Genomic DNA, 24597 nt, shown 5'->3' on the forward strand with positions numbered 1-24597 from the left:
TAGACGATTGTCAACAACTGCCACGATTTCAAACTCAGTCTGACAGTGCGTGGAAACCATTATCCTTCGACCACATCTGTTAGAACCATGAACCGTCTTTCGCGGTACGCCACCGGCCTCCTCGTCGCGAGCGTCGTCACTGCTGGCATCGCGTTCTTCGAATCCCCGACCGGCGAATCCCTTCAGCTCCTTCTCGGAATCGCACTCGTGTACGGCGTCGGGACGGCGGTCGCACTTCGATATTGGCCGATTCTCCGGAGCAAAGACGGTCCGAAATGGGTCACCGGCGCGTTCGCCGGGGTTATGACGTTCGGGTGTCTGAGTCTGTTGAACGGCGTCGCTCCGTCGCCGAACTTCGGCGTGGCGGTGCTCGGGTACGGACTAGCAGGGTTCGGCTTCGTCTCCGGAATCGCGTTCGAACACGGCAGGGACCCCTCGTTGTAGCCCGTCTCCGATGTGAACATCATCGGGTTCATCCGGTTTCTACTAGCCCTCATCGGTGCCGCGACGTGGCTTACCGACTGGTTGTGGGGAGAGACTCCTGTTCGAATTCGATAGTTTCGACGCGAAAAAAGTCACCCTGCGACGCGTCGGACTACTCCAGCAGGAGCAGTCGCGGGTTGTGCAGGTATTCGAGCAGTTGGTTGGCGAACGACGCCACGACCGCACCGTCGATGATGCGGTGGTCGATGGACATCGAAATCGGGAGCGTGTAGCGCGCTTCCACTTCGTCGTCCACGACGACCGGCCGCTTCTTCAGCTCGCCCAGACCGAGGATACCGACCTCGGGGTGGTTGATGATGGGCGTCGCGTACTCGCCGCCGATGGCACCGAAGTTCGTGATGGTGAACGTGCCGCCCTGCATCTCCTCGCGCGAGATGGTGCGGTCGCGGGCCTTCTCGACCAGTTCGTTCATCTCCGAGGATATCTGGAGCATGTCCTTCTTGTCCACGTCCTTCAGGACGGGAACCATCAGGCCGTCGTCGGTCGCCACCGCGATGCCGATGTTGTAGTAGTTCTTGACGACGATTTCGTCGTTCTCCTCGTCCAGCGCGCTGTTGAGGTACGGGTAGTCCTTCAGCGCGGCCACGATGGCCTTCAGCACGAACGGCATGTAGGTCAGCTTGATGCCGCGCTCCTCGGCGATTTCCTTGAGTTCGGCGCGCGTCTCGACCAGTTCCGTCACGTCGATGGAATCGTGGTGGGTGACGTGGGGCGCGGTGAACTTCGACTTCTGCATCTGCTTGCCGATGGTGCGTCGAATGCCGCGATACGGAATGCGCTCCTCGCGCGGGCCGGTTTCGCCGGTCGCAACCGCGGCGGCGTCGGCGGCCTGCGCCTGCTGCTGTGCCTCGGCGTACTCACGAACCGCTTCGGGCGTGACGAACGCCTGTCCGTCGCGCTCTTCGGTGGACGGCACGGCGTTGATGTCGATGCCCTGCTCGTCGGCGAGACGGCGCGTCGCGGGTGCGGCCAGCGTCCGCTCGCGGTCGGCCGATTCGACCTGTGCCGGGGCGGCCGCGGTGGTTGCGCCAGTCCCGCCCGCCGTTCCGGTTTCGGTCGCCGGTCCGGAGTCCGCGGGTTCGCTTTCGACGGCTTCGGATTCCTCCTCGGCTTCCGATTCCGTCGCGCTCTCGGCCGCCGCGCGAACGTCGTGTTCGCTCACGCGACCGCTCGGGCCGGTGCCCTCGACGGACGCGATGTCCACGCCGAGTTCGCGCGCGAGTCGGCGAGCGCTCGGTGCCGCGAAGACGCGACCCTCGGGCGTCTCGGTTTCCTCCGCGTCCGCGGACGTGCTCGATTCCTCGGCGGCCGCTTCTTGCGAATCCGTCGAGGCTTCGGCGCTCTCGGTCGCCTCCTCCTCGGGTTCCGCTTCCTCACCTTCCACGTTGAACGTGAGGAGCACGTTGCCGACCGGGACGACTTCGCCCTCCTCGGCGAGTAGTTCGCGGACGGTTCCGTTGACCGGCGAGGGAATCTCGACGATTGCCTTGTCCGTCTCGACCTCCGCGACCGCCTGGTCTTCGGTGACGGTGTCGCCTTCCTCGACCTGCCAGCTGACGAGTTCACCCTCGGCGACGCCTTCGCCGACGTCGGGTAGCTTGAATTCGCGTACCATGTTAGAAGTTCACCGCGTCGCGGATGCCCTCTTTGATGCGGGTCGGCTCGGGCAGGTAGTAGTCTTCGAGGCTGTACAGCGGGAACGGCGTGTCGAATCCGGTGATTCGCTCGACGGGTGCCTCCTGGTAGAGGAGCGCCTCCTCCTGAATCGTCGCCGCGATTTCTCCGGCGAGGCCGCCCGTCTTGGGCGCCTCGTGGACGACCGCCGCGCGGCCGGTCTTCTTGAACGACTCGATGATGGTGTCCGTGTCGAGCGGCGAGACGGTGCGGAGGTCCACGACTTCCACGTCGATTTCGTCCGCCAGTTCCTCGGCGGCTTCCATCGTCGGTCGCGTCATCGCACCCCACGTGAACACGGAGATGTCCGTCCCCTCGCGGCGCACCGCGGCCTCGCCCAACGGAACCTCGTAGGATTCCGTCGGAACTTCGTCACGGAACGCGCGGTAGATGAGTTTCGGTTCGAGGAAGATGACCGGGTCCGGGTCGCGGATGGCCGAGGTGAGCAGGCCCTTCGTGTCGTAGGGCGTGCTCGGCATGACGACCTTCAGACCGGGCTGGTGGGAGTAGAACGCCTCCATCGACTCGGAGTGGTGTTCCGGTGCTCGGATGCCGCCGCCGTACGGCGCACGGACGACCATCGGGCAGGTGAAACGGCCGCGCGAGCGGGTTCGGAGACGCGCGGCGTGCGAGACGATTTGGTCGAACGCCGGGTACATGAACCCGGAGAACTGCATCTCGGGGACCGGCTTCAGTCCGTAGGCGGCCATCCCGATGGCAGTTCCGATGATGCCCGACTCCGCGAGTGGCGTGTCGATGACGCGGTCGTCGCCGAACTCCTCGTAGAGTCCTTCCGTGGCGCGGAACACGCCACCGTTCTTGCCGACGTCCTCGCCCATCACGACGACGTCCTCGTCCTGTTTCATTTCAGTGTACAGTCCGTCACGGACTGCCTGCACGAGCGTGAGATTTTCCGATTCGGTAGTTGCCTGACTCATAGTTACTCCTCTAGAAGCGTTTCGTCACCGTACTGCTCGCGGAGGTGCTCGAACGATTCCATCTGTTCGCGGAGCCGTGACGGCATTTCCGCGTACACATTGTTGAATATTTCCTTGGCGTCTGGTCGTTCGACGGCCTCGGCGGCATCGATCGCGTCGGCGACGGCCTCTTTGACCTCTTCGCCGATTTCCTCCACGTCCTCTTCGTCCAGTCGGCCCGTATTCAGGAGGAACTTCTCCATCCGCGGGATGGGGTCCTTCTGTTTCCACTCTGCGACCTTGTCGTCGTCGCGGTAGACGGTCGGGTCGTCGGCGGTGGTGTGTGCACCGAAGCGGTACTGGACCGCCTCGATGAGCGTCGGACGCTGCTCGTCCTCCGCGGGGTCTTTCGCCTTCTCGACGGCTTCCTTCGTCACCTGATACACGGCGAGGGGGTCCATCCCATCGACCTGCACGCCTTCGAAGCCGTAGGCCTGTGCCTTCTGGGCGATGGTGGCGCTGGCCGTCTGGCGCTCGCGCGGCACCGAAATAGCCCACTGGTTGTTGTTACAGAAGAAGACGGACGGCGTGTCGAAGACGCCCGCGAAGTTCAGCCCTTCGTGGAAGTCGCCCTCGCTCGTCGCACCGTCGCCGAAGTAGCAGAGGAACGCCTTGTCCTCGCCCTTGAGCTTCGACGCCCACGCCGCGCCGGTCGCGTGCGGAATCTGGGTCGCGATGGGGACCGCGACGGTGAAGATGTTCGAGTCGTCCGGGATGTCGTTCCCTGCCTCGTGGCCCATCCAGTAGAGCATGGTCCGTTTGAGCGAGAGACCGCGGACGAGTGCCGCACCGTGTTCGCGGTAGCTCGGGAACATCCAATCGTCGTCGGAGAGCGCGTAGACGCTTCCGATTTGTGCGCCTTCCTGCCCGGAGAGCGGCGGGTAGGTCCCCATCCGTCCCTGCCGGTTGAGGCTCACCGCTCGCTCGTCGAAGTGGCGGGCGAGACGCATCTGGCGGTACATGTCCACCAGTTCCTCGTCGGAGAGGTCCGGCACTTCCATTCCGTCCAGCACCGTCCCGTCTTCATCCAGTATCTGTACTCGGTCCTGGGGGTCTTGGTGTACGATGCTCACGATCGAACCCATCCTGACATACACGAAAAAACTCTCGCGCGCATTATAGGGTTTTCGTAATTAACTTCCCATAGGAATTGTCTCTCACACGATTTTCACAGAATCGTCATCCAAAACCGAATATAACTTTCCAATGTAAAGTTATTCGCCGAATAGCAGTTGAATGATGGACGTATCGGTTACTGTCGAAATTTACCGGTAATTCTATTGTATATATGTTCGGACAGAGTTGTACATCATTCAGCTCATTTCACCGTTCGTTCAAACAGAAAATCCGCCGAATTTCCCTTCTCGCGGCTCGTACCCCCTGTTTGCTATGACGAAGCGTGTCGCGCGCGACGCCTCACGGCTCGCGGGTCGCGGCTCGCGGGTCGTCCCTCCCTGATCACTATACGGAGACCCTCCGGGCCTCGTGGCTCACGGCTTCGCCGTTCGCTCAGACCGAGGCGCGTCGCGCCTCGCGTCTCGCTTGCTCGACCGTCTTCCCATCCCGGAGGATGGCATCGACGAACAGCTCGCCCGCCTTGTACGACGACCGAACCATCGGCCCGCTCGCACAGTAGAGGAATCCCAGTTCCTCTTCGGCGACTTCCTGCCACGTTCGGTATTTCGCCGGGTGGACGTACTCCTCGACGTCGAGGTGCATCCGCGACGGCTGGAGATACTGGCCGAGCGTCACGATGTCCACGTCCGTCTCCCGGAGGTCCGAAAGCGCCTGATACACCTCGTGGTCGTACTCGCCGAGGCCCAACATCAGGCTCGTCTTCGTGTAGATGTCCGATTCGCGCGTGACCTGCTCGAGAACGCCGAGGCTCTGTTCGTAGCCCGCTCGCGGGTCGCGGACGTGCCCTTGGAGGCGTTCGACCGTCTCGACGTTGTGCGCGATGACGTCCGGGTCCGCGTCGATTATCTTCCGAACGAGCGTTTCGTCGCCTTGGAAGTCGGGAATCAATACTTCCACGAGAATTCCGGGGTGGCGCTTCTTTATCTCCCGAATCGTCTGCGCGAAGTGTTCGGCACCCTGTCCTTCGAGGTCGTCGCGGTCAACCGACGTGAGCACCACGTAGTCGAGGCCGATTTCGGCGATGGCGCTGGCCACGTTCACCGGTTCGTCGGGGTCGAGCGGTTCGCCGCCGCCGGTATCGACGTCGCAAAAGCCACAGCTTCGCGTACACTTGTGTCCCATCAGCATGAAGGTGGCCGTCCCGCCGCCGTCGTCACCTCTCCCGCTCCAGCACTCTCCGAGGTTCGGACAGTTGGCCTCCTCACAAACCGTATTGAGGTCGTGCTCTCGGAGCGTCTGCTTGATACCCGTAAACTCCTGTCCCGACGGGGGTCGCATCTTCAACCAGTCGGGTTTGCGCCGCCCACTCATTACCGACGCTTTCGGCCCGCCACGACAAAAGGATAGGGTATTGTCCGAAGTGCTCCGTCCGGTTCCGCTCCACGTTCGTCCATAATTTCCGTTTCGGGATGGAAACGGTCGAATACTCGCGCCGGTCCGTGTACAACTGGCAAATAACAATACGGGTGGTTTCCCTAGTTCCGTCCCATGGCTACGAATCGTAACACGGAGTCGTCCGACGGCATTCGGACGAACGGACTGGACTGGTTCAGCATGCTTCTCATCATCATCGGTGCGCTCAACTGGGGGATTCTCGGCATCACCGACCTGACCGGCGGGCGAGTCAACGTCGTCCGGCAGGTGGCGGGACTCCTGTTCCTCCCCAACGTCGCACAAGTAGTCACGGACCTCATCTACGTTCTCGTCGGTCTGGCGGGACTGTACTTCATCTACACCAGTTACAAAATCGGTCGTGCGAGCCGACAGACACGACAGCAGGCGGCACAACAGACGGAACCGCGACGGACCGAGTGATTCCTTCTCATCTCCGTGTTCTTGTTTCTCACATCTTCATTGCCATATCTATAAATACTATCACGATTTTATAACGCATGTAACGGCAAAAACCATGCTCGATGTCTCACGGGACGAAATCACTAACGGGTCGTTAGTGCGTGCTCTCGTCCTTCTCGCTGTACCGCTCGTCGCCCAAAATCTCGTACAAGTCGCCCAACAAATCGTCGATATCTTCTGGCTCGGTCGACTCGGTGAAACCGCGGTTGCCGCAGTCGGTGTCAATATCCCCCTAACGTCGCTCATCTTCTCGGTTTTCATGATTACCGTGACCGGAACACAAGTTCTCGTCTCTCAGCGCGTCGGCGCGGACGAGTTATCTCGTGCTCGACGAGCGGTGTTTCATGGGATGTCGCTCGCGTTCGCGCTCGGGATAACGATGACCGTTCTCGTCTTTGTTTTCGGGCGGGATATCATCGCGCTGTTCGGTGCCGAATCCGCCGTCGCGTCTGCCGCCGTCACCTATCTGGTTACCTACTCACTCGGCTTTCCCATCTTGGGAATGGGCGATGCAATCGAGATGGGATTCGTTGGTTGGGGTGACTCGCGTGCCGCCCTCTACATCAACGTCGTGGCGGTCGGTATCAACATCGTTCTCGACCCGATTCTCATCTTCGGACTTGGTATCCCCGGATTCGAAGGGTTCGGCATCGCGGGTGCCGCCCTCGCTACGATACTCGGGTACGGTTGTTCGTCCCTGTTCGGCCTCGGAATGATGATTCGCGGTCGGGACGGCTTTACCCTCACGCGGGAGGCGATGACGTTCCGGCTGAGCGATTTCCGTGAACTGTTCGACATCGGCTTTCCGATGTTCGGCCAGCGCGCTGCTGCACAATCCGTCCGCGTCCTCATTATCGCCGTCGTGACGGCCGCTGGCGGCCCTGCTGCCGTCTCCGCGTACACCATCGGTGCGAGCGTCGCCAGCATCGCTTTCATTCCCGCGAGCGGCCTTCAAAGCGCCGCACAGAGCGTCATCGGGCAGAACATCGGTGCCGAAAATCCGATGCGAGCGAGTAGGACGACGTGGGTCGGCGTCGCCATCGCGGCAGTCGGTCTCTCGGTCATCGGCGTCATTCAGTGGTTTATTCCCGGCATGTTGACGAACCTATTCGTTCCTAATGTTTCGCAGGCTACGTACGACCTCACGGTCGATTATCTCCGCATCCTCGCCTACGGTTACTGGGGAATCGGAGTGATGTACCTCCTCGGTGCCGGGTTCAACGGTGCAAGCCGGACCAAGACGACGATGGTCGCGGATATGGTGAAATATTGGGGAATTCGACTCCCAATCGCAGCTGTCGGTGTGTTGTGGCTCGGATACGACGTTCACGCCGTCTTCTGGGCTGTTACCCTTTCGAACTGCGTGGCTGCCGTCGGTTTCGGTATCTACTACTACTTCCAAGTGAGCGACGGAATGACCCGGCGCGCGTCGCGGAGCGCCAACAGTTCCGTTGACGACTGATCCGTTCCGGTACTCGTTTCGATACTCGTTCGACTACCCTCTATTGTTATCACTCATATTGCAAAAGGGGGAAAGAATGGGAGCGCGGAGCGTGTGACCGCGTTTTGAACCAGCGCGCCGTACTACTTAAGCGCACGGGGGGCGGAGTGAAAGTAAAATCGATAGCAAGCGGGAGGGTAGAACCGGTGTCAGACGGAAGGCAGACGTTCGAGGTCAGACGGATGTCATACATAAATTAATCGTTCGTTCTAACCCGAACCATGCCATTTTCAATATATTGGTATATTCGACTTTCGAGCGGTCCGTCTCCGGGCCACGAAATCGATTCCGTCGCGTCGAGTTTGGTCGGGTCGCCGACGTACACTGCGATTTCGTCCTCGGAGGTGCCGTCCCCGGGAATCGGGACTCTGCTGTAGAGCCCCCGTTCGACGCCTTCGTACGAGTCGAGTGCGCCCATATCGGGTGTTTCGAGCAACCTGCCTTCGGTGTGGCCGCCCGGTGCGAGCGTCGGATAGCGGCCATCGACGCGATGCAATCCGACGAGCGTCGCGTCGCCGACGAATTCGAACGTCTCGACGACGGACGCGACGCGCTCAGGGTCGGTCAGGGTACCGTAGACGAACACCAGCATGTGACCTGCCACACGAACGACGGCCAGTTAGCCCTACCGGGTGGGGACGTCCGGCGCGTCGGTTGCCCGTTCCGATACAGCCAAACCCCGTCGGAAACGATTCCGTCGCGTGACAGGACGTTCGCGGTTCGTCGCCGTTTGGCGGCGGGTCCTCGGGCTTTCGTGGCCCGTCATGGCCGAGCAGGTGCTCCGAACGATGATGCGGACGACCGACATCATCGTCACCGGGCTGTTTTCGCCCGCCGCCGTCGCGGCGATCGGTCTCGCGGACCTCTACGCGCGGTTGCCGCTCCGAATCGGACTCGGACTCGGCGGCGGCGCGATTGCCCTCTCCAGTCAGGACACGGGCGGCGGTGCGACGGCCAACCGCGACGAGGCGGTGACGCAAGCCATCCTCGTCGGTGCGGTTTCCGGCGTTCCGTTCGTCCTCTTCGGTCTGCTGGTCGCCGAACCCGCAATCGCGCTGCTCGGCGCACCCGAAAACGTCGCGCGGATGGGCGGCTCGTATCTCACCGTCATCTTTCTCACCGCGCCCGCTCGCCACGTCTCGCTGGTGGCCGCTCGCTCCTTGCAGGGGACGGGGGACACGCGAACGCCGATGTACGTCAACGTGGTCTCCAACGTGCTCAACATCGGCGGGACGGTCGGATTGGGGCTCGGTCTCGGCCCGTTCCCGGAGTTGCGAATCGTCGGCGTCGGCGTGGCCACCGCGGTCGGAAACCTGTTCACCGCGGTCGTGCTCGTGCTGGCTATCGCGTTCGGCGTGACGCGAACGTCGTTCACGCGGCCCCGGAATCGAACCATCACGAAGCAGTTGCTCGCCGTCAGCGCCCCGCGAATCGGCGAGGGATTCGCGGCGACCGCCGCGGAGTTCCCGTTCAACGCGATTCTGCTCTCCTTCGGCACCGACGTGAACGCGGCGTTCCAGATCGGCCGACGGGTGTACCAACAGGTGACGGGTCCGCTCTCGCGGGGGTACAGCGTCGCCTCCAGCGTCGTCGTCGGGCAGGCGCTCGGTGACGGCGACCCGGACCGCGCCCGGTTCGAGGGGTGGGCAACGACTGCGCTCGGTCTCCTGACAGTCGGCGGCATCGGCGTCGTCCTCTTTCTCGCCGCCGAACCCTTGGCGCGCATCTTCACCTCGGACCCGGCGACGCTCCGTTACGCCGCAGATTTCGCCCGGGTGTACGGGCTCGCCGCGCCGTTCCTCGTCTCCTTCGTCGTTCTCGCCGGTGCGCTGCAGGGCGGAAGCGACACCAAGACGCCCTTCATCGCCCGAACGTCGGGAATGTTCGTGTTCATGGTCGGCTTTTCGTGGGTTGTCGGCGTTCACTTCCAGTACGGCATCGTCGGCGTGTACGCCGGAATCATCCTCTACTACGTGTGGGCGCTGGCCGTCGTCGGCATGGGATTCTATCGCGGCAACTGGGCGACCCGCGCCGCGGCGATGATGGAGGAGCGGGGGAGTTCGGACGGCACCTAGCTATTTCGGGATTTCCTCCCGCGCCGAAAGCCGGAGAGTTCCCCCGCGAGAGAAAGTGGTAGGCAACACGGGACCCATTCCTCGGTTATGACCGACTCGAACTTCGAGACGAGCGACATCGACGGCCCGCACGCGGGACAACCCATCGTCACGTCCGGCGCGTCGCCGGACGAGGCGTCGGCGGCCATGGTGTTGGTGCACGGCCGCGGTGCGACCGCACAGAGCATCCTCGACCTCGCCGACGAGTTTCGACGCGAGGAAGTCGCCTTCCTCGCGCCACAGGCGGCGCGAAACACGTGGTACCCGCAGTCGTTTCTCGCGCCGCTCGATGCGAACCAACCGTACCTCTCGTCCGCGCTCTCGCTCCTCGAAACGCTCGTCTCCGACCTCGAATCGGTCGGTATCCCGCCGGAACGCGTTTTCCTGCTCGGCTTCTCACAGGGTGCGTGTCTGACGACCGAATTCGTCGCGCGGAACGCCCAAAAATACGGCGGCGTCGCGGCGTTCAGCGGCGGTCTCATCGGTCCCGAGGGAACGCCGCGCGAGTACGAGGGGTCGCTCGACGGAACGCCGGTGTACCTCGGGTGTGGCAACCGCGACCCGCACATCCCCGTCGAACGCGTCCACGAGACGGAGGCGGTCCTGACGGAACTGGACGGCTCGGTCACCGAACGGATATTCGAGGGGATGGCCCACGGGGTCGTGCAGGAAGAAATCGCACACGTCGATGGAATGGTGGACGACCTCCTGTCGGAGTAATCGCTTGAAAACGAAAATCGAAGATTGGAATCGAAAATCGAACGCGAATCCTCTTATCGCTCGTCGATGGGGACGAACTCGACGTCCTCGTCGCCGATGTACTTGGCGCGCGGGCGGATGAGGCGGTTGTCGTCGTACTGTTCGAGCACGTGCGCTATCCAACCGCCGACGCGCGAGAGCGCGAAGATGGGCGTGTAGATGTCGATGGGGATTCCCATCTGGTAGTAGGTCGAGGCGGAGTAGAAGTCCACGTTGGGTGCGAGACCCTTCTCCTCTTTCATGTAGTTCTCGATGGAGACGGACATCTCGTACCACTTCGTGTCGCCCGCGGCCTCGCCGAGTTCCTCGCTCTGTTCGCTGAGGATTTTCGCCCGCGGGTCCTTCACGTTGTAGACGCGGTGGCCGAAGCCAGCGACGCGTCGCCCCTCGTCGAGCGCGTTCTGCACCCACTCCACGGGGTCCTGGTCGCTGTCGTCCACTTCTTTCAGCATCCGCATGACGTTGGCGTTCGCGCCGCCGTGCAGCGACCCGGAGAGCGTGCCGATAGCACTCGTCACTGCGCCGTGCAGGTCGGCGAGGGTGCTCGACGTGACCATCGCCGAGAACGTCGAGGCGTTCAGGCCGTGGTCCGCGTGGAGCACGAGCGCTTGGTCGAACACGTCCGCGAGCACGTCGTCCGGTTCCTCGTCGTTGAGCATGTAGAGGAAGTTGGCGGCGTGACCGAGGTCAGCTCGCGGTTCGACGGGTTCGTCGCCGTTCCGAATGCGTGTGAACGCCGCGAGGATGGTCGGAATCTTCGCGGTGATGCGGCGACCCTTTCGGAGGTTCGCCTCGCGGTCCGAGGGGTCGGTGTCGGAGTCGTCGGGGTCGTACGTCGCCAGCATGGAGACGGCGGTGCGGAGCGCCGCCATCGGTTCGGAATCGGATTCGGCGAGTTCGCGCACGGTGTCCATGACGCCATCGTCCACCTCGCGCTCCTCCGTCATGGAGTCGCTGAAGGCCTCGAGTTCGTCACGATTCGGCAGCTCACCGTGCCAGAGGAGGTACAACACTTCCTCGTAACTCGCGCCACGAGCGAGGTCTTCTATCGTGTATCCGCGATAGATGAGTTTTCCCTCGTCGCCATCGATGTGGCTCAGTGCCGACTCCGCGACTACAACGCCCTCTAAGCCTTTTTTAACCTCGTCTGCCATGTTCGGACGATTCACGGGGTAGCCGCAAAAGGATTATCTTTCGTGGTCGTTCCCCAACGACCCGCGAACGTTTTTACGCGAGAGTGACCAACGTCGGCGTATGGAACCCGCGAGCGGCGACGTCGAGTACGAACCTCGGAGCGTGAAGGAGGTCTTGGCGGAGATGAAAGACACCGCGGAACTGCTCATCGACCTCTCGTACTCGGCCGTCCTCCACGGCAGCGACGACATCGCCGAGGAGGTAATCGCCCTCGAAGGGAAGATGGACGTGCTCCAGATGCAGGCCAGAATGAGCCTGCTCATGGCCGCCAGAAGCCCGGAGGATGCGGAAGAACTCGCGCCCGTCCTCGGCGTCGTCGGCGCGGCCGAGAAAATCGCCGACGCGGCGGGCGACATCGCCAAGGTCGTCTTGGAGGACATCGGCCTTCCGCAGGCGATGCGCGCGACGCTTCCCGAGGCGATAGAGACGCTCGTCCACGCCACGATAGCGGAGTCGTCGCCGCTCGCCGGGGGGACGCTCGGCGCGTTGAATCTCGAAACCGAGACCGGAGTTCGCGTCATCGCCATCCATCGCGGCGGCGACTGGATTCTGAACCCCCACCGCGACACCGACCTCCGGGTGGACGACCGACTCCTGTTGCGCGGGCCGGAGGAGGGCATCGCCGACGTGTACGAGGAGGCGACCGGTCGGGAGTACCGACCACCCGAACCCCCGGAGGCGGACGACACCGACCTCGAACGCGCGGTCGATTCCATCGTTCTGATGAAGAACATGAGCGAACTCGCGGTCGATTTGGCCTACGGGAGCGTCCTGTTCGACAGCACGGACGTGGCCGAAGAGGTGGTGGAACTCGAAGCCGAAGTGGACGCGCTTCAGTCGCGCTTCGAGGCGTGGACGTTGCAGGCGGCGGCGCACGCGGACGACCCCGTTTCCTTGCGCGGACTCGTCCACCTCGCCAACAGCACGGAGGTCATCAGCGACGCCGCCGTCGAAATCAGTGAGGGCGTTCTCCGCGGACTCGGAACCCATCCGGTGGTCGAACACGCGGTACAGGAGAGCGACGAGGTCATCGTTCGCGTCACCGTCGCGCACGGGAGCGCGTTCGACGACACGACGCTCGGCGAGGAACAGGTCGAAACCGAGACGGGAATGCGCGTCATCGCGGTTCGGCGGCCGCCGGACGACTGGGTGATTTCGCCCGGCCCGGAAACCGAGGTTCACGCGGGCGACGTGCTGTTGGCGAAGGGAACGCGATTGGGTGCAGAACGGCTCACCGAACTGTCCGGTGGGGAACGGATAGAGTGAGGCGCGCGGCGTGGTGCGGATGGCGCGGCGCGGATAGCGTGACGTGGGTGGTGTGGCGCGCGGCGTGTGAGGTGGGTCAGCGGGCCGAAGTCGGTCAGTCGAGGTCGCGCGCGAGCCGCCGCGCCGAAACGAGCGTCAACGCCGCCGTCAACAGCGCGCCGAGCGTGAACGCCAGCACGAATCCGAGCGCGAGATACGCGGTCGGCGTTCCCGCCTGTCCCCTGACGTGCCCGACGAGGACGACTCGATAGACGTAGACGAGCGCGGTGAACACGATGCTCATCGTGAAGCCGAACGCGGCGTTTCGGCGGACGTTCAGCGCCTCGATGAGGTTCGATGTCGGCGGGCGTTCGGGAATCTCTTCTTGCACGCTCGGTGGTTGGAACGGCCGAATAAAAGGTGCGTCGGTCACGCCGTGACGATGGCGTCGGCTTCGATTTCGACCAGCATCTCGGAGTCGATGAGCCTGCTGACCTCCACCATGCTGGTGGCGGGTCGCACGTCGCCGAAGAATTCGGCGTGCGCCTCGCCGACCGGTTCCCAGTTCTCGATGTCGGTGACGTACATGCGCGTTCGAACCACGTCGTCGAGGCTCGCCCCCGCTTCGTCGAGCGCGGATTCGACGTTTTCGAGCGTCCGTTTCGTCTGGCGATACGCGTCTCCCTCGCCGACGATGGTCCCATCGTCGTCGGTGGCGGTGGTCCCGGAGACCCGGACTTCGTTTCCAACGCGAACCGCACGCGAGTAGCCGACGCGTCCTTCCCACTCGGTTCCGCGCGATATCTTTTCTCGGTTCATGGAGAGGACAGCCGTCCTCCAATCAAAAATCGTCCGTTCGCATCGCCGACCGATTTTCACCCGGAAACGACGTGCTGTGCCGAACCTGGCAACAGGAATACCGAACTGCTAAGGGTTTTCGGCGACGGTGTTTCGGTAATGACAACGCTCGGAACGGCGAGCGCGGCCCCTGGGGAGATGGACACGGGCCGCCTCCCGGTCGGTGAAACTCGCGACGGGAGCCAGTTCGGCCTCCCGGTTGCCGTTATCAACGGCGCGGACGACGGAAAGACGCTCTATATCCAGGCCGTCAGCGACGGCGACGAACTCAACGGACTCGGTGTCGTCAACCGAGTCGTCCCGCAACTCGACCCCGAGGAACTCTCGGGAACGATTCTCATCACCGGTCTCGTCAACTACCACGGTTTTCAGGTGGCGGAACACAGGAATCCCATCGACGACACGAAGATGAACCGGACGTACCCCGGCAACGAGTCGGGAACGTCGAGCGAGCGAATCGCGGCGGCGACCTTCGAGGCCGCGATGCGCGCCGACCTCGTGCTCGACCTGCACCAGGGTTCGACCAGCCGGATGATAAACGAGGCTCGCGTCCGCTGTGGCCCGCGCCACCGACTGCACGACGAGTGTCTCGAACTCGCCAAGGTGTTCGACTGCGGCTACGTCCTCGACCAGAAGGGACCGGACGGACAACTCGCCCGCGCCGCGCCGGACGAGGGGGTCCCGACCATCGACCCGGAACTCGGCGGCTGTGTCGGCTGGGACGAAGAGAGCATCCAGTACGGCGTCGACGGCGTGTTCAACGTCCTGCGCTACTACGGCTTCCTCGACGAGGACGTGACGGTGAACACCCAGACGCGAGCGACCGGGTTCGACCGTTACGGTGCGCCGAGCGGCGGTCTCGTCACCTTCCAGAAGGACCTCGGCGACGACGTGTCGCCGGGCGAGACGCTGTTCACCATCACCGACGTGTTCGGCAGACTGAAAGCCGAAGTCACCGCCGACCGCAACGGCATCTTCTGGCGCTCGCGTCGCCTGCCGCAAGTCGCTACTGGCGAATACGTCTGTTCGGTGGGCATCGACGTCAGCCGCTACTGACCAACACATGGTTACTACCCTCTCCTGTTCGGCTTGCGGGAACGAATACGCCGCCGGGGCGGACGAGCCGTGGCGCTGTGAGTGCGGCCATCCGTTGGATTTCTCCGAGCAACCGCTTCCCGACGGTCCCGCGCCCGAGTTCACCGACATCGACACGCGGGACGGCCTGTGGGCCTTCGAGGAGTTTCTCCCCGTCCGGCGCGTGGCGACCCTCGGCGAGGGGTTCACGCCGCTCGTCGATGCCGACGACTGGAACGCCCAGTTCAAGCTGGATTGCGTCTTCCCATCGGGCAGTTTCAAGGACCGCGGCGCGACGACGACCCTCTCGCGCGCCGCCGAACTCGGCGTCGAGACGGTGCTCGAAGACTCCTCGGGCAACGCGGGCGCGGCCATCGCCCAGTACGCCGCTCGGGCGGGTATCGACGCCGAAATCTACGTCCCGGCGGACGCGAAGGCTTCGAAACTAAAGGCCATCGAGTGTGCCGGTGCGACCCCGGTCCGAATCGAGGGGAGCAGGCAGGACGTGACCGACGCGTGCATCGAAGCCGTCGAGAACGGCGACGGGTGGTACGCCAGCCACGCCTGGAACCCGGCCTTCTTCGCGGGGACGATGACGTTCGCGCTGGAACTCGCCGCCCAACGCGACTGGAACGTCCCGGATGCCGTCGTGACGCCGCTCGGGCACGGAACGCTCTTCCTCGGCGCGTACCGCGGCTTCCGCGCCCTGCTCGACGCGGGGTGGACCGACTCGATGCCGCGACTCCTCGGCGTGCAGGCCGCGGGCGTCTCCCCCATCGCAGACGGCATCCACGCCGACGGCCACGCCGACGCGCGCAACGACGTCGCGGACGGGATTCAGATAACGCATCCCGCCCGCCGCGACCAGATCGTGAGGGCCATCGACGCGACGGACGGCGACGCCATCGCGCTGGACGCGGGTTCCACGGAAGCGGCCCTGGAGAAACTCCATCGAACCGGCTTCTACGTCGAACCGACCAGCGCCGTCGCCGCGGCCGGTCTGACGGCGTACCGCGACCGGGGGAGTTTGGCGGACGACGCCGACGTGGTGGTCCCGCTCACGGGCAGCGGACTGAAAGCGTAACTGGCGACCGGATAGCGGTTTTCGTGATGTCGTACTGTCGATTTGGTGACGTCGAAATGTGACTTCGGTGACGTCGTAACCGCTGGCGTACTGTTTTCGAATTCTCCTGTTACGAGCGGGTTCTGGTTTTGGTGTGATTGCACTCGCTACGAGGCAGTCCCCGAAAGCCCCCGCCACGCTCGCTACGAGGTGATGCTGGTTTTGCTGTGACTGCAACACGAGTTGTTGGTTTTTCTGTGATTGCTATTACAGACGTCAATGAAACCGCACCCGCACCGTATCAGCCACACCCTCCCCAACCGATTGCGTTTCTCGGCCTTCGGCCTCCGGTACCTGCGGGCCGCGGCCGCAGGTCAGCGAGACGTGACGCGTCTCGCAAGCCTCATCCTTCGCACGTTTTTCCGAGACGACGCGGCCGAGCATGGCCGCGTCGCCTCGCCAGCGCGCGCCACGATGGAAATTCAGTAGCGTGAAGCTGAATCGACTCTCCCGGCGCGTGCACCAACAACCCCGAGGACGCCCCGTCCGAGGGGTTGATTGGTTATCACGCGAGGGATGAGTACCGCAACGAAGTGAGGAACGGAATCGGTTGGGGAGGGAGTGGTGCGGTGCTGTGCGGGTGCGGTTTCATTGACGTCTGTAGTTGTAGTCACAGAAGCACCATCAACTCGTGTAGCAGTCACAGGAGTACCACCAACTCATGTTGCAGTCACAGAAAAACCACCAACTCGTAGCGAACAGGCGGGGGCTTTTGAGGTCCACGTCGCAGCAGTTACGATTCAGTCGTTCACAACGACACCACGCCGTATCGAATCTGCTCGAAAAAATTCCCGAATCACCCTATCCAGCTAACAGATGTAGCCGGTGCGCCAGCGTTCGACCGAAACGCTGTGCATGGGAATGTTGTGGTCCTCGAACAGGTCGTGAATATCGACCAATAGCTCCTGATTCACGTCTTCGGGGGAAACCCCGCCGAGTCGGAGGAGCGTCTGTTCGGTGGCGATACGCTTTTCCGAAGAAGGTTCGTTGTTCGACATGCTTCGATATCCTCGAAGCAAGCAGGGTAGGTGGCCTATCACCTGCCTTTCGGCGAAACCCTGTTGCTTCGCTCGACATATCAAACGCTGGTGAGTTAATTCTATTGGTTTGAGAGGTTGCGGCGGTCGAACGACCCGCCAGAAAAAGTCGCGGAAATCCCCCGCCTCGAACCGGTCACTGCTCCGGATGCGTCGGGGCGTCGAAACCGCCCCGGACGAGGGGTTTTGCGATGTGGCGGCGCGCTTCCGGCGGGACTTCGTACCACCCGATTTCGAGGTTGCGGTCGAGTTCGCGCTCGACTTTGCCCGCCGCGTCGGTTCCGCACCGCCGACAGCGGTAGCCCTGTCCGGCCCCCGCGCTCTTCATCGAGCGGCCGCAGTCGGGGCAGTTCGGCGTCACGAGTTCCGTCACGTCGAGCGACCGCACCGCGAATTTCTCCAGTTTCAGGGTTCCCTTCGTCACCTCGCCGCAGACCGTGATTCGGTCGCCGGGGCGGAGGTTTCGAACGTGGTCGCGGAAGCGCTTCGTGGGTTCGAAGGCGGCACACGGGAGTTCGGTCTCGCCGTCTGTCACGGCGAAGAAGACGTGGCCGCCGCGCCGCGTCTCCGGGTCCGAGGCGACGGTCCCCGTCACCCGGTAGGCGCTGTCGTCTTCGACCTCGTGCAGGGCGGCGTCCTGCAGGTGGGCGTCGGTTCCCTGATTCGTCACGAACAGCGCGGTTCGGGCGACGGGTTCGCCGTCGATGCCCTTCGAGACGCGCCGGACGGCCTCCGGATCGTCGCCGCGAATCCCGTGGAGGATAGGGCAGGGCGTGTGGGGGACGCAGACCGCCTCGCCGGTGCCGCGGTCAACGGTGTCCCACACGTCCGGGTAGCCCGAATCGGCGGCGGCGAAGGCCGAGTCGAAGTTCACCTCGCGGGGGGTGCCCCACCGCTCGGGTTCGCGGTAGGAGATGTGTTCGTAGGTCCACTCGGAGAAGGCGGCGTGCGCGCCGACGGCCGCCACCGCGCCGATTTTCCCGCGGCCGTTCTTCCATCCCGCGTGGCGATAGCCCGCGGCCTCGATTCGCCGTTCGGCCTCCTCGCGGGAGAGCAGTTCCCGAACGGCGCGCCGCGCGAAGTCGGCGATTTCGTCGGGTGCCTCGTCGGGGACGTGGGGAGCGACGACGAGGCCGGGATTCGTCCTCGGGTCGTCGGTCTCGGCGGCGGACAACTCTTCGCGGGCGAGTTCGAACGCCCGGTCGGCGTCGAAATCGGTGTGAATCGCCAGCGCGGCGTTGCCCCGCGTCTTGTGTTTCACGGCGGGGTTGAGTCGGACGAGGAGCAGTCGCTCCACGGTCCCCCCGGCGTCTCGAATCCGTTCAGCGAGTCGCGCCGCGAGGTAGGTCGTACACATGCCCCGGTTTCGGGAGTCGGTGTCGTCGAGACCGATAACCGTCACGTCCGGTGGTTACGGCGTGGCGAACTAACCGCTTTCGAAGAAATCTAACGTATATGAATCTATCGCCGGCAATTTTGACAATCGCAAGACAGCGCCGATGTGGCGCGCCAAAACGCCTTTATACTGGAATCACTTACCTGCCACCATGTCCCGGTCTGCACTGGTCGGAAACGTGACTGCGATGTTAGAGGACGCTGGATTCGTAGTCAGCGACCGGTGTGCTATCCGACCAAAGAGTTTCGACGTGGCAGCGCGACGAGGACCAGACCTCCTGCTGTTGAAGATCCTCGGCAATATCGACGCGTTCGACGCCCAGACTGGTGTCGAGATGCGGCGTCTCGGCACGTATCTCGACGCGACGCCGTTGGTGCTCGGCCTCCGGACGCGAAATCAGGACCTCGAAACCGGCGTGGTGTACTTCCGCCACGGCGTCCCCGTGTTCAGCCCGGATACGGCGGTCGATCTGTTCGTGGAGGGCGTTCCGCCGCTCGTGTACGCCGCGCCCGGCGGCCTGTACGTCAACATCGACGGCGACATCCTCCGCGACGAGCGCCAAGACCGAGGCTGGAGTCTCGGGCAGTTGGCGTCCGAACTCGGCGTCTCCCGCCGCACCGTCTCGAAGTACGAGGGCGGCATGAACGCCAGCGTCGAGGTGGCGGTCGAACTCGAAGCGCTCTTCGACCGCGAGCTGACGAGTCCGGTCGAGGTGTTCGACGGTGCCGAGGAGTTGACGGACGCCGACGAACCGGACGAACCGGAAGCCGAACCCGACGACAAGGACATGTTCTCCGCGCTCACCCGCGTCGGGTTCACCGTCCATCCGACGAACCGCGCCCCGTTCAGGACGGTCAGCGAGGACGACCGCGAGGACCGCGTCCTGACGAGTCACTCGGCGTTCACCCGAACCGCCGAGAAGCGCGCTCGAATCATGAGTTCCATCAGCCGCGTCGCTCGCACCCGCTCCGTGTACTTCGTGGACGAAGCGCGGCGCGAAACGGTTGACGGAACCGCGCTGGTCGAACGCGAAGAAATCGAAGGAATCGACGACGCGGACGAACTGCAAAAGCTGATTCGGGAACGCGCCGAGGCCTGAAATCGTCGCCCCGGTTTTCCCGTCAGCCCGGTTTTCCGTTCATTTTCGCCACGAGGACGAAACCGAACGTCGGAATTCCGCACCGAACGCTTCGACTCGGCATCGTTACTCGCCGTACGTTGTCTCCAGATACTCGTTGATGTCGTCGCTCTCGGGCATCCCTTCGATGCCGTGTTCCGTATCGACCAGCACCGGCACGCCGGTTTGCCCGCTGATTTCTTTCACTTCGGTTCGCTGCGAGTGCCTTCGGGGAACGGAGTGCGTCTCGTAGTCCAGCCCGAGTTCGTCCAACTTGGACGTCACCTTCGAACAGAACGGGCACCCTCTGAGTTCGTACAGTTCGATGTTCGACATACGAGCGCATAGGGAAGTGAGAAATAAGAGTGTGCTGTTCGCGAGGAATTCCGCCGGATTTCGAGTGACGAAAGGAATCCGTCCGGCGATGAGAAACCCCGCTGGTTTTCGAACAGCGGAGCGGAGTGGGGTGGCGTTCAGACGTTCCCTTGCAGGACGCCGCTCGTGCGGACGAAGAAGTAGAGGACGAACGCCGCGGCGAGCGCCCAGTGACCGAGGCGGATATCATCGCGCTTTCCGGCGGCGAGTTTGACGATGGGGTAGGAGACGATGCCCGCGGCGATGCCGTAGGCGATGGAGTAGGTGAAGGGCATGACGAGGATGGTCATTCCGGCAGGGACGGTGTTGGTGATGTCGTCCCACGCGATGTCAACGACGTTGCCCAGCATGACGACGCCGATGACGACCAGCGCGATGTGCGAGGCGTACTGGGGCACCGCGGCCGCCAAGGGAACGAACACGAGCGAGAGCAGGAACAGGACGCCGATGACGAGCGCCGTCATCCCGGTTCGGCCTCCTTCCTCGACGCCCGAGGCGGATTCGATGTACGTCGTCACCGTCGAGGTGCCGAGCATACCGCCGACCGTGGTACCGATGGCGTCGGCCATCAGCGGTTTCTCGACTTCGGGGAGGTTCCCCTCGTCGTTGAGGAAGCCGCCGACCTGTCCGACGCCGACGAGCGTTCCGGCGGTGTCGAAGAAGTCCACGAAGAAGAACGTGAACACGATGAGGCCGAACGAGAACAGTCCGTCGAGCGTGGTCAGTCCGTGGGCTCCGAGGCCGCTCACGAACGCACCGGCGACGGGAGAGATGTCGTAAGTCGCACCCGTCATCGCCGGGGTGAGGGTTCCCGCGCCGACGAGACCGAAGAACTCGGCGGCGTAACCGGCGATGGTGGTCGCGGCGATGCCGATGATGATGGAACCCGGAATTCCGCGGGAGTAGAGTGCGAACGTGAGGAAGAGACCGAGAACGGAGAGGATCGCTGTGGGGTCGGAGGCGACCGGGCCGAGCGTGACGAGGGTCGCCGAGTCGGCGACGACGACGTTCATCGCTTCGAGTCCGATGATGGCGAGGAACAGTCCGATACCCGTTCCGACCGCGAACTTCACGGGTTCGGGGAACAGGCGAATGATGTATTTTCGTGCGCCGATAGCGGTCAGGAGGATGAACAGCACACCTTCCACGACGACGGCGGCGAGCGCCGTCTGCCACGAGACGCCGAGCGTTCCGACGACGGTGAACGCGAAGAAGGCGTTCAGGCCCAGACCCGGTGCCTGTGCGAACGGTCTGTTCGCGTAGAACGCCATCGTCAACGTCGCAACCGCGGCGGCGATGATGGTCACGACCGCGAGCATCGCCACCGTCTGGTTGTACGAGTAGCCCGCGAGGTTGATACCGTCCTGAATCGGTATCTGCGGGTTGTCCGCGAGGATGGACGGGTTCACGACGACGATGTAACTCATCGTCAGGAACGTTGTTATCCCTGCCATGATCTCCGTCCCGAGGGTCGTGTCGTGCTCCTCGAAACCGAAGTAGTCAGCTAGCATGCCGGATACGCCCGATTCCTGCCGATTACCGTTGATGTCTTTTAGCCCCATGATTCACGAGTGAGCATAAACGCGAATACCTACTTAACAGTTCTCATCGAATCTAGGCACCAATACGTAATTATGTATATGTCGGGGAATCCTTCGCCCACATTCGAGCAAAATTTACATGACGATGCTCATTACCGCGTGCTACCGAGACGTTATTCGAACGACGCAAGCGCGCCGACGGGGGCGTCCGTCCGTCCTTTCGCTCGTTCGATTCCCTCCGTTCCGGCCGCGATGAGGGCGAAGACGCCGCCGACGTTCGCGTCCGCGTCCTCGGCGATGTCCAAGAGGAGTTCCTGCGTCTCGCCCGAACGGATGAGGTCGTCCACGACCAGCACTGTTTCGCCGGGCGCGATGGCCGAGGCGGGCAGGTAGTAGGTGAGTTCGATACCCGAGGCGAGTCGCTGGCGGGCCTCGATAAACTCCTCGACGGCGGTTTCCTTCGACTTCTTGGCGTAGGCACAGCGCGCGCCGAAGTAACTCGCCATCGCGGCGGCGAGCGTGATGCCGTCCGTCGCGGCAGTCAGCACGACGTCGGGGAGGTCGAAGTCGAACGTCTCGACGGCGACGGGGGCAACGAGGTCGAGGAACGACTGGTCGAAGACGACCCCGGAGTTGTCCACGTACCCTTCCGGGTCGAGGCGGGTCCGGGCCTGCAGTTCTTCCGCGAGTTGCTCGCGTCCGACCCCTTCCACGACCGCTTCCGCGCGGTCGGGACTGGGGAGGACGTGTCCGTTCACGTAACGATTCAGGTCGCCCGCCGGGAGGTCGGTCACCTCGGCGAGTTCGTCGTAGGTTCGAGTCTCCTTGAGCATTCGAAGGACGGAGACGGCCTGTAGTTGGAGATTGGCCTTCTCTGCTCGGTTCATACCCCGCTACTCATCATCGTGCAACCTTGAACACTTCGATGCTGGATTCGGTTCGTCTAGTCACAACTATGTGGATTCGGTTCGTGACGCGGGTCAGTCGAGGAAGTCCGGGTGGAGGCGCTTTTCGCCGTACTCGGCCTCCAGATGGCGTCGGAAGTCGTCGCGTTCGACGCCGCCCTCCTGTCTCTCCTCACGGTCGCGCACCGAAATCGTTCCCGATTCGGCTTCGTCGCTACCGACGATTATCATGTACGGTACGCGGTCGTCGTGGCCCGCGCGGATTTTCTTCCCGAGCGTCCAGTCCCGGTCGTCCACCTCGACGCGGAACGACCCGAGTTCGTCCGCGATTTCCTCGGCGTAGCCCGATTCGTCGTCCGTGATGGGGAGGATTCGGACCTGCTCCGGTGCCAGCCAGAACGGGAACTTCCCCGCGACGTGCTCGATGAACACGCCCATGAAGCGCTCCATCGACCCGAGCAGGGCGCGGTGAATCATCACAGGCCGGTGTTCCTCGTTGTCCTCGCCGACGTAGCTGATGTCGAGGCGCTCGGGTTGCACGAAGTCCAACTGCACCGTTCCGATGGTCCACTCGCGCCCGATGGCGTCCTCGACGTTGATGGCGATTTTCGGCCCGTAAAACGCGCCTTCGCCCTCGGCCACGTCGTACTCCAACCCCTCGTCCTCCAGCGCGTTCCGGAGCGCCTCGTGTGCTCTTTCCCAGAGTTCGTCGTCGCCGATGGCGTCGTCGGGTTTCGTCTCCAGTACGAGGTGGGCGTCCAAGCCGAAGGCCTCGTACATGCCGTCGATGACCGACAGCGTGCGGGCGATTTCCTCCCGAATCCCTTCGGGACGGACGAAGGCGTGGCCGTCGTCCTGCGTGAATCCGCGCACCCGCAACATCCCCGAGAGTTCGCCGGACTGCTCGTTTCGATAGCACATGCCGAACTCCGAGAACCGAAGCGGCAGGTCACGATAGGACCGACGCTGGTCGTCGTAGATGTGAGCGTGGTTTGCACAGTTCATGGGTTTTAGGCCGTACTCGTGTCCGTTTTGCTCCCACGCGAACATCTCGCCTTCCTCCTTGAAGTGGTCGTAGTGGCCCGACTTCTTCCAGAGTTCCGTGTGGTTGAGTTCGGGCGTCTTCACCTCCTCGTAACCCAGTTCGGCGTTCTTCTCGCGGACGTACTCCTCCAGTTCGCGCCGAATCGCCATTCCGTTCGGGTGGAAGTTGACGCATCCCGGCGAGTGGTCGGGCACCGAGAACAGGTCCATCTCGCGCCCGATTTTGCGGTGGTCGCGCTTCGCGGCTTCCTCCCGCCGTTCGAGGAACGATTCCAGTTCGGATTCGCGCTCGAACGCCGTGCCGTACATCCGCGTGAGCATCGCCTCGTCCTCGTCGCCGCGCCAGTAGGCCCCCGCTATTTCGAGGAGCGAGAGAGCACCGACCTCGCCCGTCGATGCGACGTGCGGCCCGGCACAGAGGTCTTCGAACTCCCCTTGTCGGTAGAACGTGACCGGTTCGTCCGCCGCGATGTCGTCGAGCAGTTCGAGTTTGTACGGTTGGTCGGCGAGGCGCTCGCGCGCCTCCTCGGGGGATACCTCCTCGCGCACGATGTCGTAGTCCGCCGACACGATGTCCCGCATCTCTGCTTCGATGTCCGCGAGGTCGTCTTCGTCGATGTCGAGGCCGTCGAAGTCGTAGTAGAACCCCTCGTCCGTCGGCGGGCCGATGGCGAGTTTCGCGTCCGGGAACAGCCGCGAGACGGCCTGTGCGAGGACGTGCGCGGCGGAATGGCGGAGGACGCGCACGGCGTCCTCGCTGCCCGGCGTGACGATTCGGAGGTCGGAGTTCGACCCGATTCGATACTCCGGGGCGACGAGGTTGCCGTCCACGATTCCGGCGAGACAATCCTCGCCGAGTCCCGGCCCGATGTCGTAGGCGACGTCCGAGACCGAAACGGGGCCGTCGAACTCGCGTTTCGACCCGTCGGGAAGCGATACGATTACTCCGTTCTGAGATTGCTGGCTCATGGTTGTGACTGGTGATTTCTGATTTCGATGGAGCGCTCTCCCGCTTCGACCGGATGCCGTCGCGCGCGGCGCGAACGCCCGTTCGCGCCGCTGCTATCCCTTCGATACGCGTGGCTCTCCGTGTCGGAAGCGGGCGGGAAAACGACGATGGTGGTGACTAGATTAGCGGGCGAGAACCCGGCGTGTAAAGCAGTCACCT

Annotated in this window: 24 protein-coding genes; 10 read left to right on the top strand and 14 right to left on the bottom strand. The window is 63.2% G+C overall.

The genetic code is table 11. The features are described 5' to 3' along the window. The first annotated feature begins 87 nt into the window (after positions 1-87). Positions 88-444 carry a hypothetical protein gene (locus tag B208_RS0111425; RefSeq protein ID WP_007982175.1) on the top strand — a complete coding sequence of 119 codons (357 nt, stop codon included), beginning with the start codon at positions 88-90 and terminating at the stop codon, positions 442-444. A gap of 151 nt (positions 445-595) precedes the next feature. Here B208_RS0111425 and B208_RS0111430 read toward each other — a convergent pair whose 3' ends face one another. The 4 genes from B208_RS0111430 to lipA form a co-directional block, all read right to left on the bottom strand. Then, on the bottom strand, positions 596-2119 hold the full coding sequence (locus B208_RS0111430; RefSeq protein ID WP_007982177.1) for a 2-oxo acid dehydrogenase subunit E2: 1524 nt from the start codon (positions 2117-2119) through the stop codon (positions 596-598). A gap of 1 nt (position 2120) precedes the next feature. Then, entirely contained in the window at positions 2121-3116 is a 996-nt protein-coding gene (locus B208_RS0111435) for an alpha-ketoacid dehydrogenase subunit beta (RefSeq protein ID WP_007982179.1), read from the bottom strand. A gap of 2 nt (positions 3117-3118) precedes the next feature. After that, positions 3119-4240 carry a pyruvate dehydrogenase (acetyl-transferring) E1 component subunit alpha gene (gene pdhA / locus B208_RS0111440; RefSeq protein WP_018128879.1) on the bottom strand — a complete coding sequence of 374 codons (1122 nt, stop codon included), beginning with the start codon at positions 4238-4240 and terminating at the stop codon, positions 3119-3121. Positions 4241-4664: 424 nt separating this feature from the next. After that, positions 4665-5603, bottom strand: coding sequence for a lipoyl synthase (gene lipA, locus B208_RS0111445; protein WP_007982183.1), 939 nt, complete (start codon positions 5601-5603; stop codon positions 4665-4667). Between the two features lie 177 nt (positions 5604-5780). Here lipA and B208_RS0111450 point away from each other — a divergent pair, with 177 nt between their 5' ends. Further along, positions 5781-6107 (top strand): DUF378 domain-containing protein, encoded by a 327-nt coding sequence (locus B208_RS0111450; RefSeq protein WP_007982185.1) that lies wholly within the window; start codon positions 5781-5783, stop codon positions 6105-6107. Positions 6108-6201: 94 nt separating this feature from the next. Then, complete coding sequence (locus tag B208_RS0111455) at positions 6202-7608, top strand: MATE family efflux transporter (RefSeq protein ID WP_026177816.1); 1407 nt, start codon at positions 6202-6204, stop codon at positions 7606-7608. A gap of 235 nt (positions 7609-7843) precedes the next feature. Here B208_RS0111455 and B208_RS0111460 read toward each other — a convergent pair whose 3' ends face one another. Further along, entirely contained in the window at positions 7844-8239 is a 396-nt protein-coding gene (locus tag B208_RS0111460; RefSeq protein WP_007982189.1) for a gamma-glutamylcyclotransferase family protein, read from the bottom strand. A gap of 172 nt (positions 8240-8411) precedes the next feature. Between B208_RS0111460 and B208_RS0111465 the strand changes: the two genes are divergently transcribed. Then, on the top strand, positions 8412-9722 hold the full coding sequence (locus B208_RS0111465; RefSeq protein ID WP_007982190.1) for an MATE family efflux transporter: 1311 nt from the start codon (positions 8412-8414) through the stop codon (positions 9720-9722). Between the two features lie 87 nt (positions 9723-9809). Continuing rightward, on the top strand, positions 9810-10481 hold the full coding sequence (locus tag B208_RS0111470; RefSeq protein ID WP_007982191.1) for an alpha/beta hydrolase: 672 nt from the start codon (positions 9810-9812) through the stop codon (positions 10479-10481). A gap of 53 nt (positions 10482-10534) precedes the next feature. Here B208_RS0111470 and citZ read toward each other — a convergent pair whose 3' ends face one another. Further along, positions 10535-11674 (bottom strand): citrate synthase, encoded by a 1140-nt coding sequence (gene citZ / locus B208_RS0111475; protein WP_007982192.1) that lies wholly within the window; start codon positions 11672-11674, stop codon positions 10535-10537. 100 nt (positions 11675-11774) lie between these two features. On the opposite strand from citZ, the gene B208_RS0111480 reads away from it, so the two are divergent. Next, positions 11775-12980, top strand: a complete 1206-nt coding sequence (locus B208_RS0111480; protein WP_007982193.1) for a potassium channel family protein — start codon at positions 11775-11777, stop codon at positions 12978-12980. 94 nt (positions 12981-13074) lie between these two features. Here B208_RS0111480 and B208_RS24370 read toward each other — a convergent pair whose 3' ends face one another. After that, entirely contained in the window at positions 13075-13350 is a 276-nt protein-coding gene (locus B208_RS24370) for a DUF7536 family protein (protein ID WP_018128881.1), read from the bottom strand. Between the two features lie 38 nt (positions 13351-13388). Next, a complete protein-coding gene (locus B208_RS0111490; RefSeq protein WP_007982195.1) occupies positions 13389-13778 on the bottom strand; it encodes a RidA family protein in 390 nt (129 codons plus the stop codon). 138 nt (positions 13779-13916) lie between these two features. Here B208_RS0111490 and B208_RS0111495 point away from each other — a divergent pair, with 138 nt between their 5' ends. From B208_RS0111495 to B208_RS0111505, 3 genes are all read left to right on the top strand, one after another. Beyond that, on the top strand, positions 13917-14873 hold the full coding sequence (locus B208_RS0111495) for a succinylglutamate desuccinylase/aspartoacylase family protein (RefSeq protein WP_007982196.1): 957 nt from the start codon (positions 13917-13919) through the stop codon (positions 14871-14873). A 7-nt stretch (positions 14874-14880) separates the two neighbouring features. Beyond that, positions 14881-15975 carry a pyridoxal-phosphate dependent enzyme gene (locus B208_RS0111500; protein ID WP_018128882.1) on the top strand — a complete coding sequence of 365 codons (1095 nt, stop codon included), beginning with the start codon at positions 14881-14883 and terminating at the stop codon, positions 15973-15975. A 258-nt stretch (positions 15976-16233) separates the two neighbouring features. Further along, on the top strand, positions 16234-16443 hold the full coding sequence (locus B208_RS0111505; protein ID WP_007982198.1) for a hypothetical protein: 210 nt from the start codon (positions 16234-16236) through the stop codon (positions 16441-16443). Between the two features lie 380 nt (positions 16444-16823). Here the strand turns inward: B208_RS0111505 and B208_RS0111510 are convergent, their stop codons facing one another. Together B208_RS0111510 and B208_RS0111515 are read right to left on the bottom strand one after the other, a co-directional pair. After that, positions 16824-17012, bottom strand: a complete 189-nt coding sequence (locus tag B208_RS0111510) for a hypothetical protein (RefSeq protein ID WP_007982199.1) — start codon at positions 17010-17012, stop codon at positions 16824-16826. A 175-nt stretch (positions 17013-17187) separates the two neighbouring features. Next, entirely contained in the window at positions 17188-18453 is a 1266-nt protein-coding gene (locus B208_RS0111515) for a tRNA(Ile)(2)-agmatinylcytidine synthase (protein WP_007982200.1), read from the bottom strand. Between the two features lie 145 nt (positions 18454-18598). On the opposite strand from B208_RS0111515, the gene B208_RS0111520 reads away from it, so the two are divergent. Then, positions 18599-19546 carry a transcriptional regulator gene (locus B208_RS0111520; RefSeq protein ID WP_026177817.1) on the top strand — a complete coding sequence of 316 codons (948 nt, stop codon included), beginning with the start codon at positions 18599-18601 and terminating at the stop codon, positions 19544-19546. Positions 19547-19651: 105 nt separating this feature from the next. Here the strand turns inward: B208_RS0111520 and B208_RS0111530 are convergent, their stop codons facing one another. The 4 genes from B208_RS0111530 to thrS form a co-directional block, all read right to left on the bottom strand. After that, positions 19652-19900: a glutathione S-transferase N-terminal domain-containing protein gene (locus tag B208_RS0111530; protein WP_007982202.1), complete on the bottom strand. Its 249-nt coding sequence runs from the start codon at positions 19898-19900 to the stop codon at positions 19652-19654. A gap of 137 nt (positions 19901-20037) precedes the next feature. Continuing rightward, entirely contained in the window at positions 20038-21501 is a 1464-nt protein-coding gene (locus tag B208_RS0111535; RefSeq protein WP_368085862.1) for an NCS2 family permease, read from the bottom strand. A 152-nt stretch (positions 21502-21653) separates the two neighbouring features. Continuing rightward, positions 21654-22367 carry a phosphoribosyltransferase family protein gene (locus tag B208_RS0111540; protein ID WP_007982204.1) on the bottom strand — a complete coding sequence of 238 codons (714 nt, stop codon included), beginning with the start codon at positions 22365-22367 and terminating at the stop codon, positions 21654-21656. A gap of 93 nt (positions 22368-22460) precedes the next feature. Further along, entirely contained in the window at positions 22461-24398 is a 1938-nt protein-coding gene (gene thrS, locus B208_RS0111545; RefSeq protein WP_007982205.1) for a threonine--tRNA ligase, read from the bottom strand. Between the last annotated feature and the right edge of the window lie 199 nt (positions 24399-24597).

Source organism: Haladaptatus paucihalophilus DX253 (assembly GCF_000376445.1).
GTDB classification, from domain to species: domain Archaea; phylum Halobacteriota; class Halobacteria; order Halobacteriales; family Haladaptataceae; genus Haladaptatus; species Haladaptatus paucihalophilus.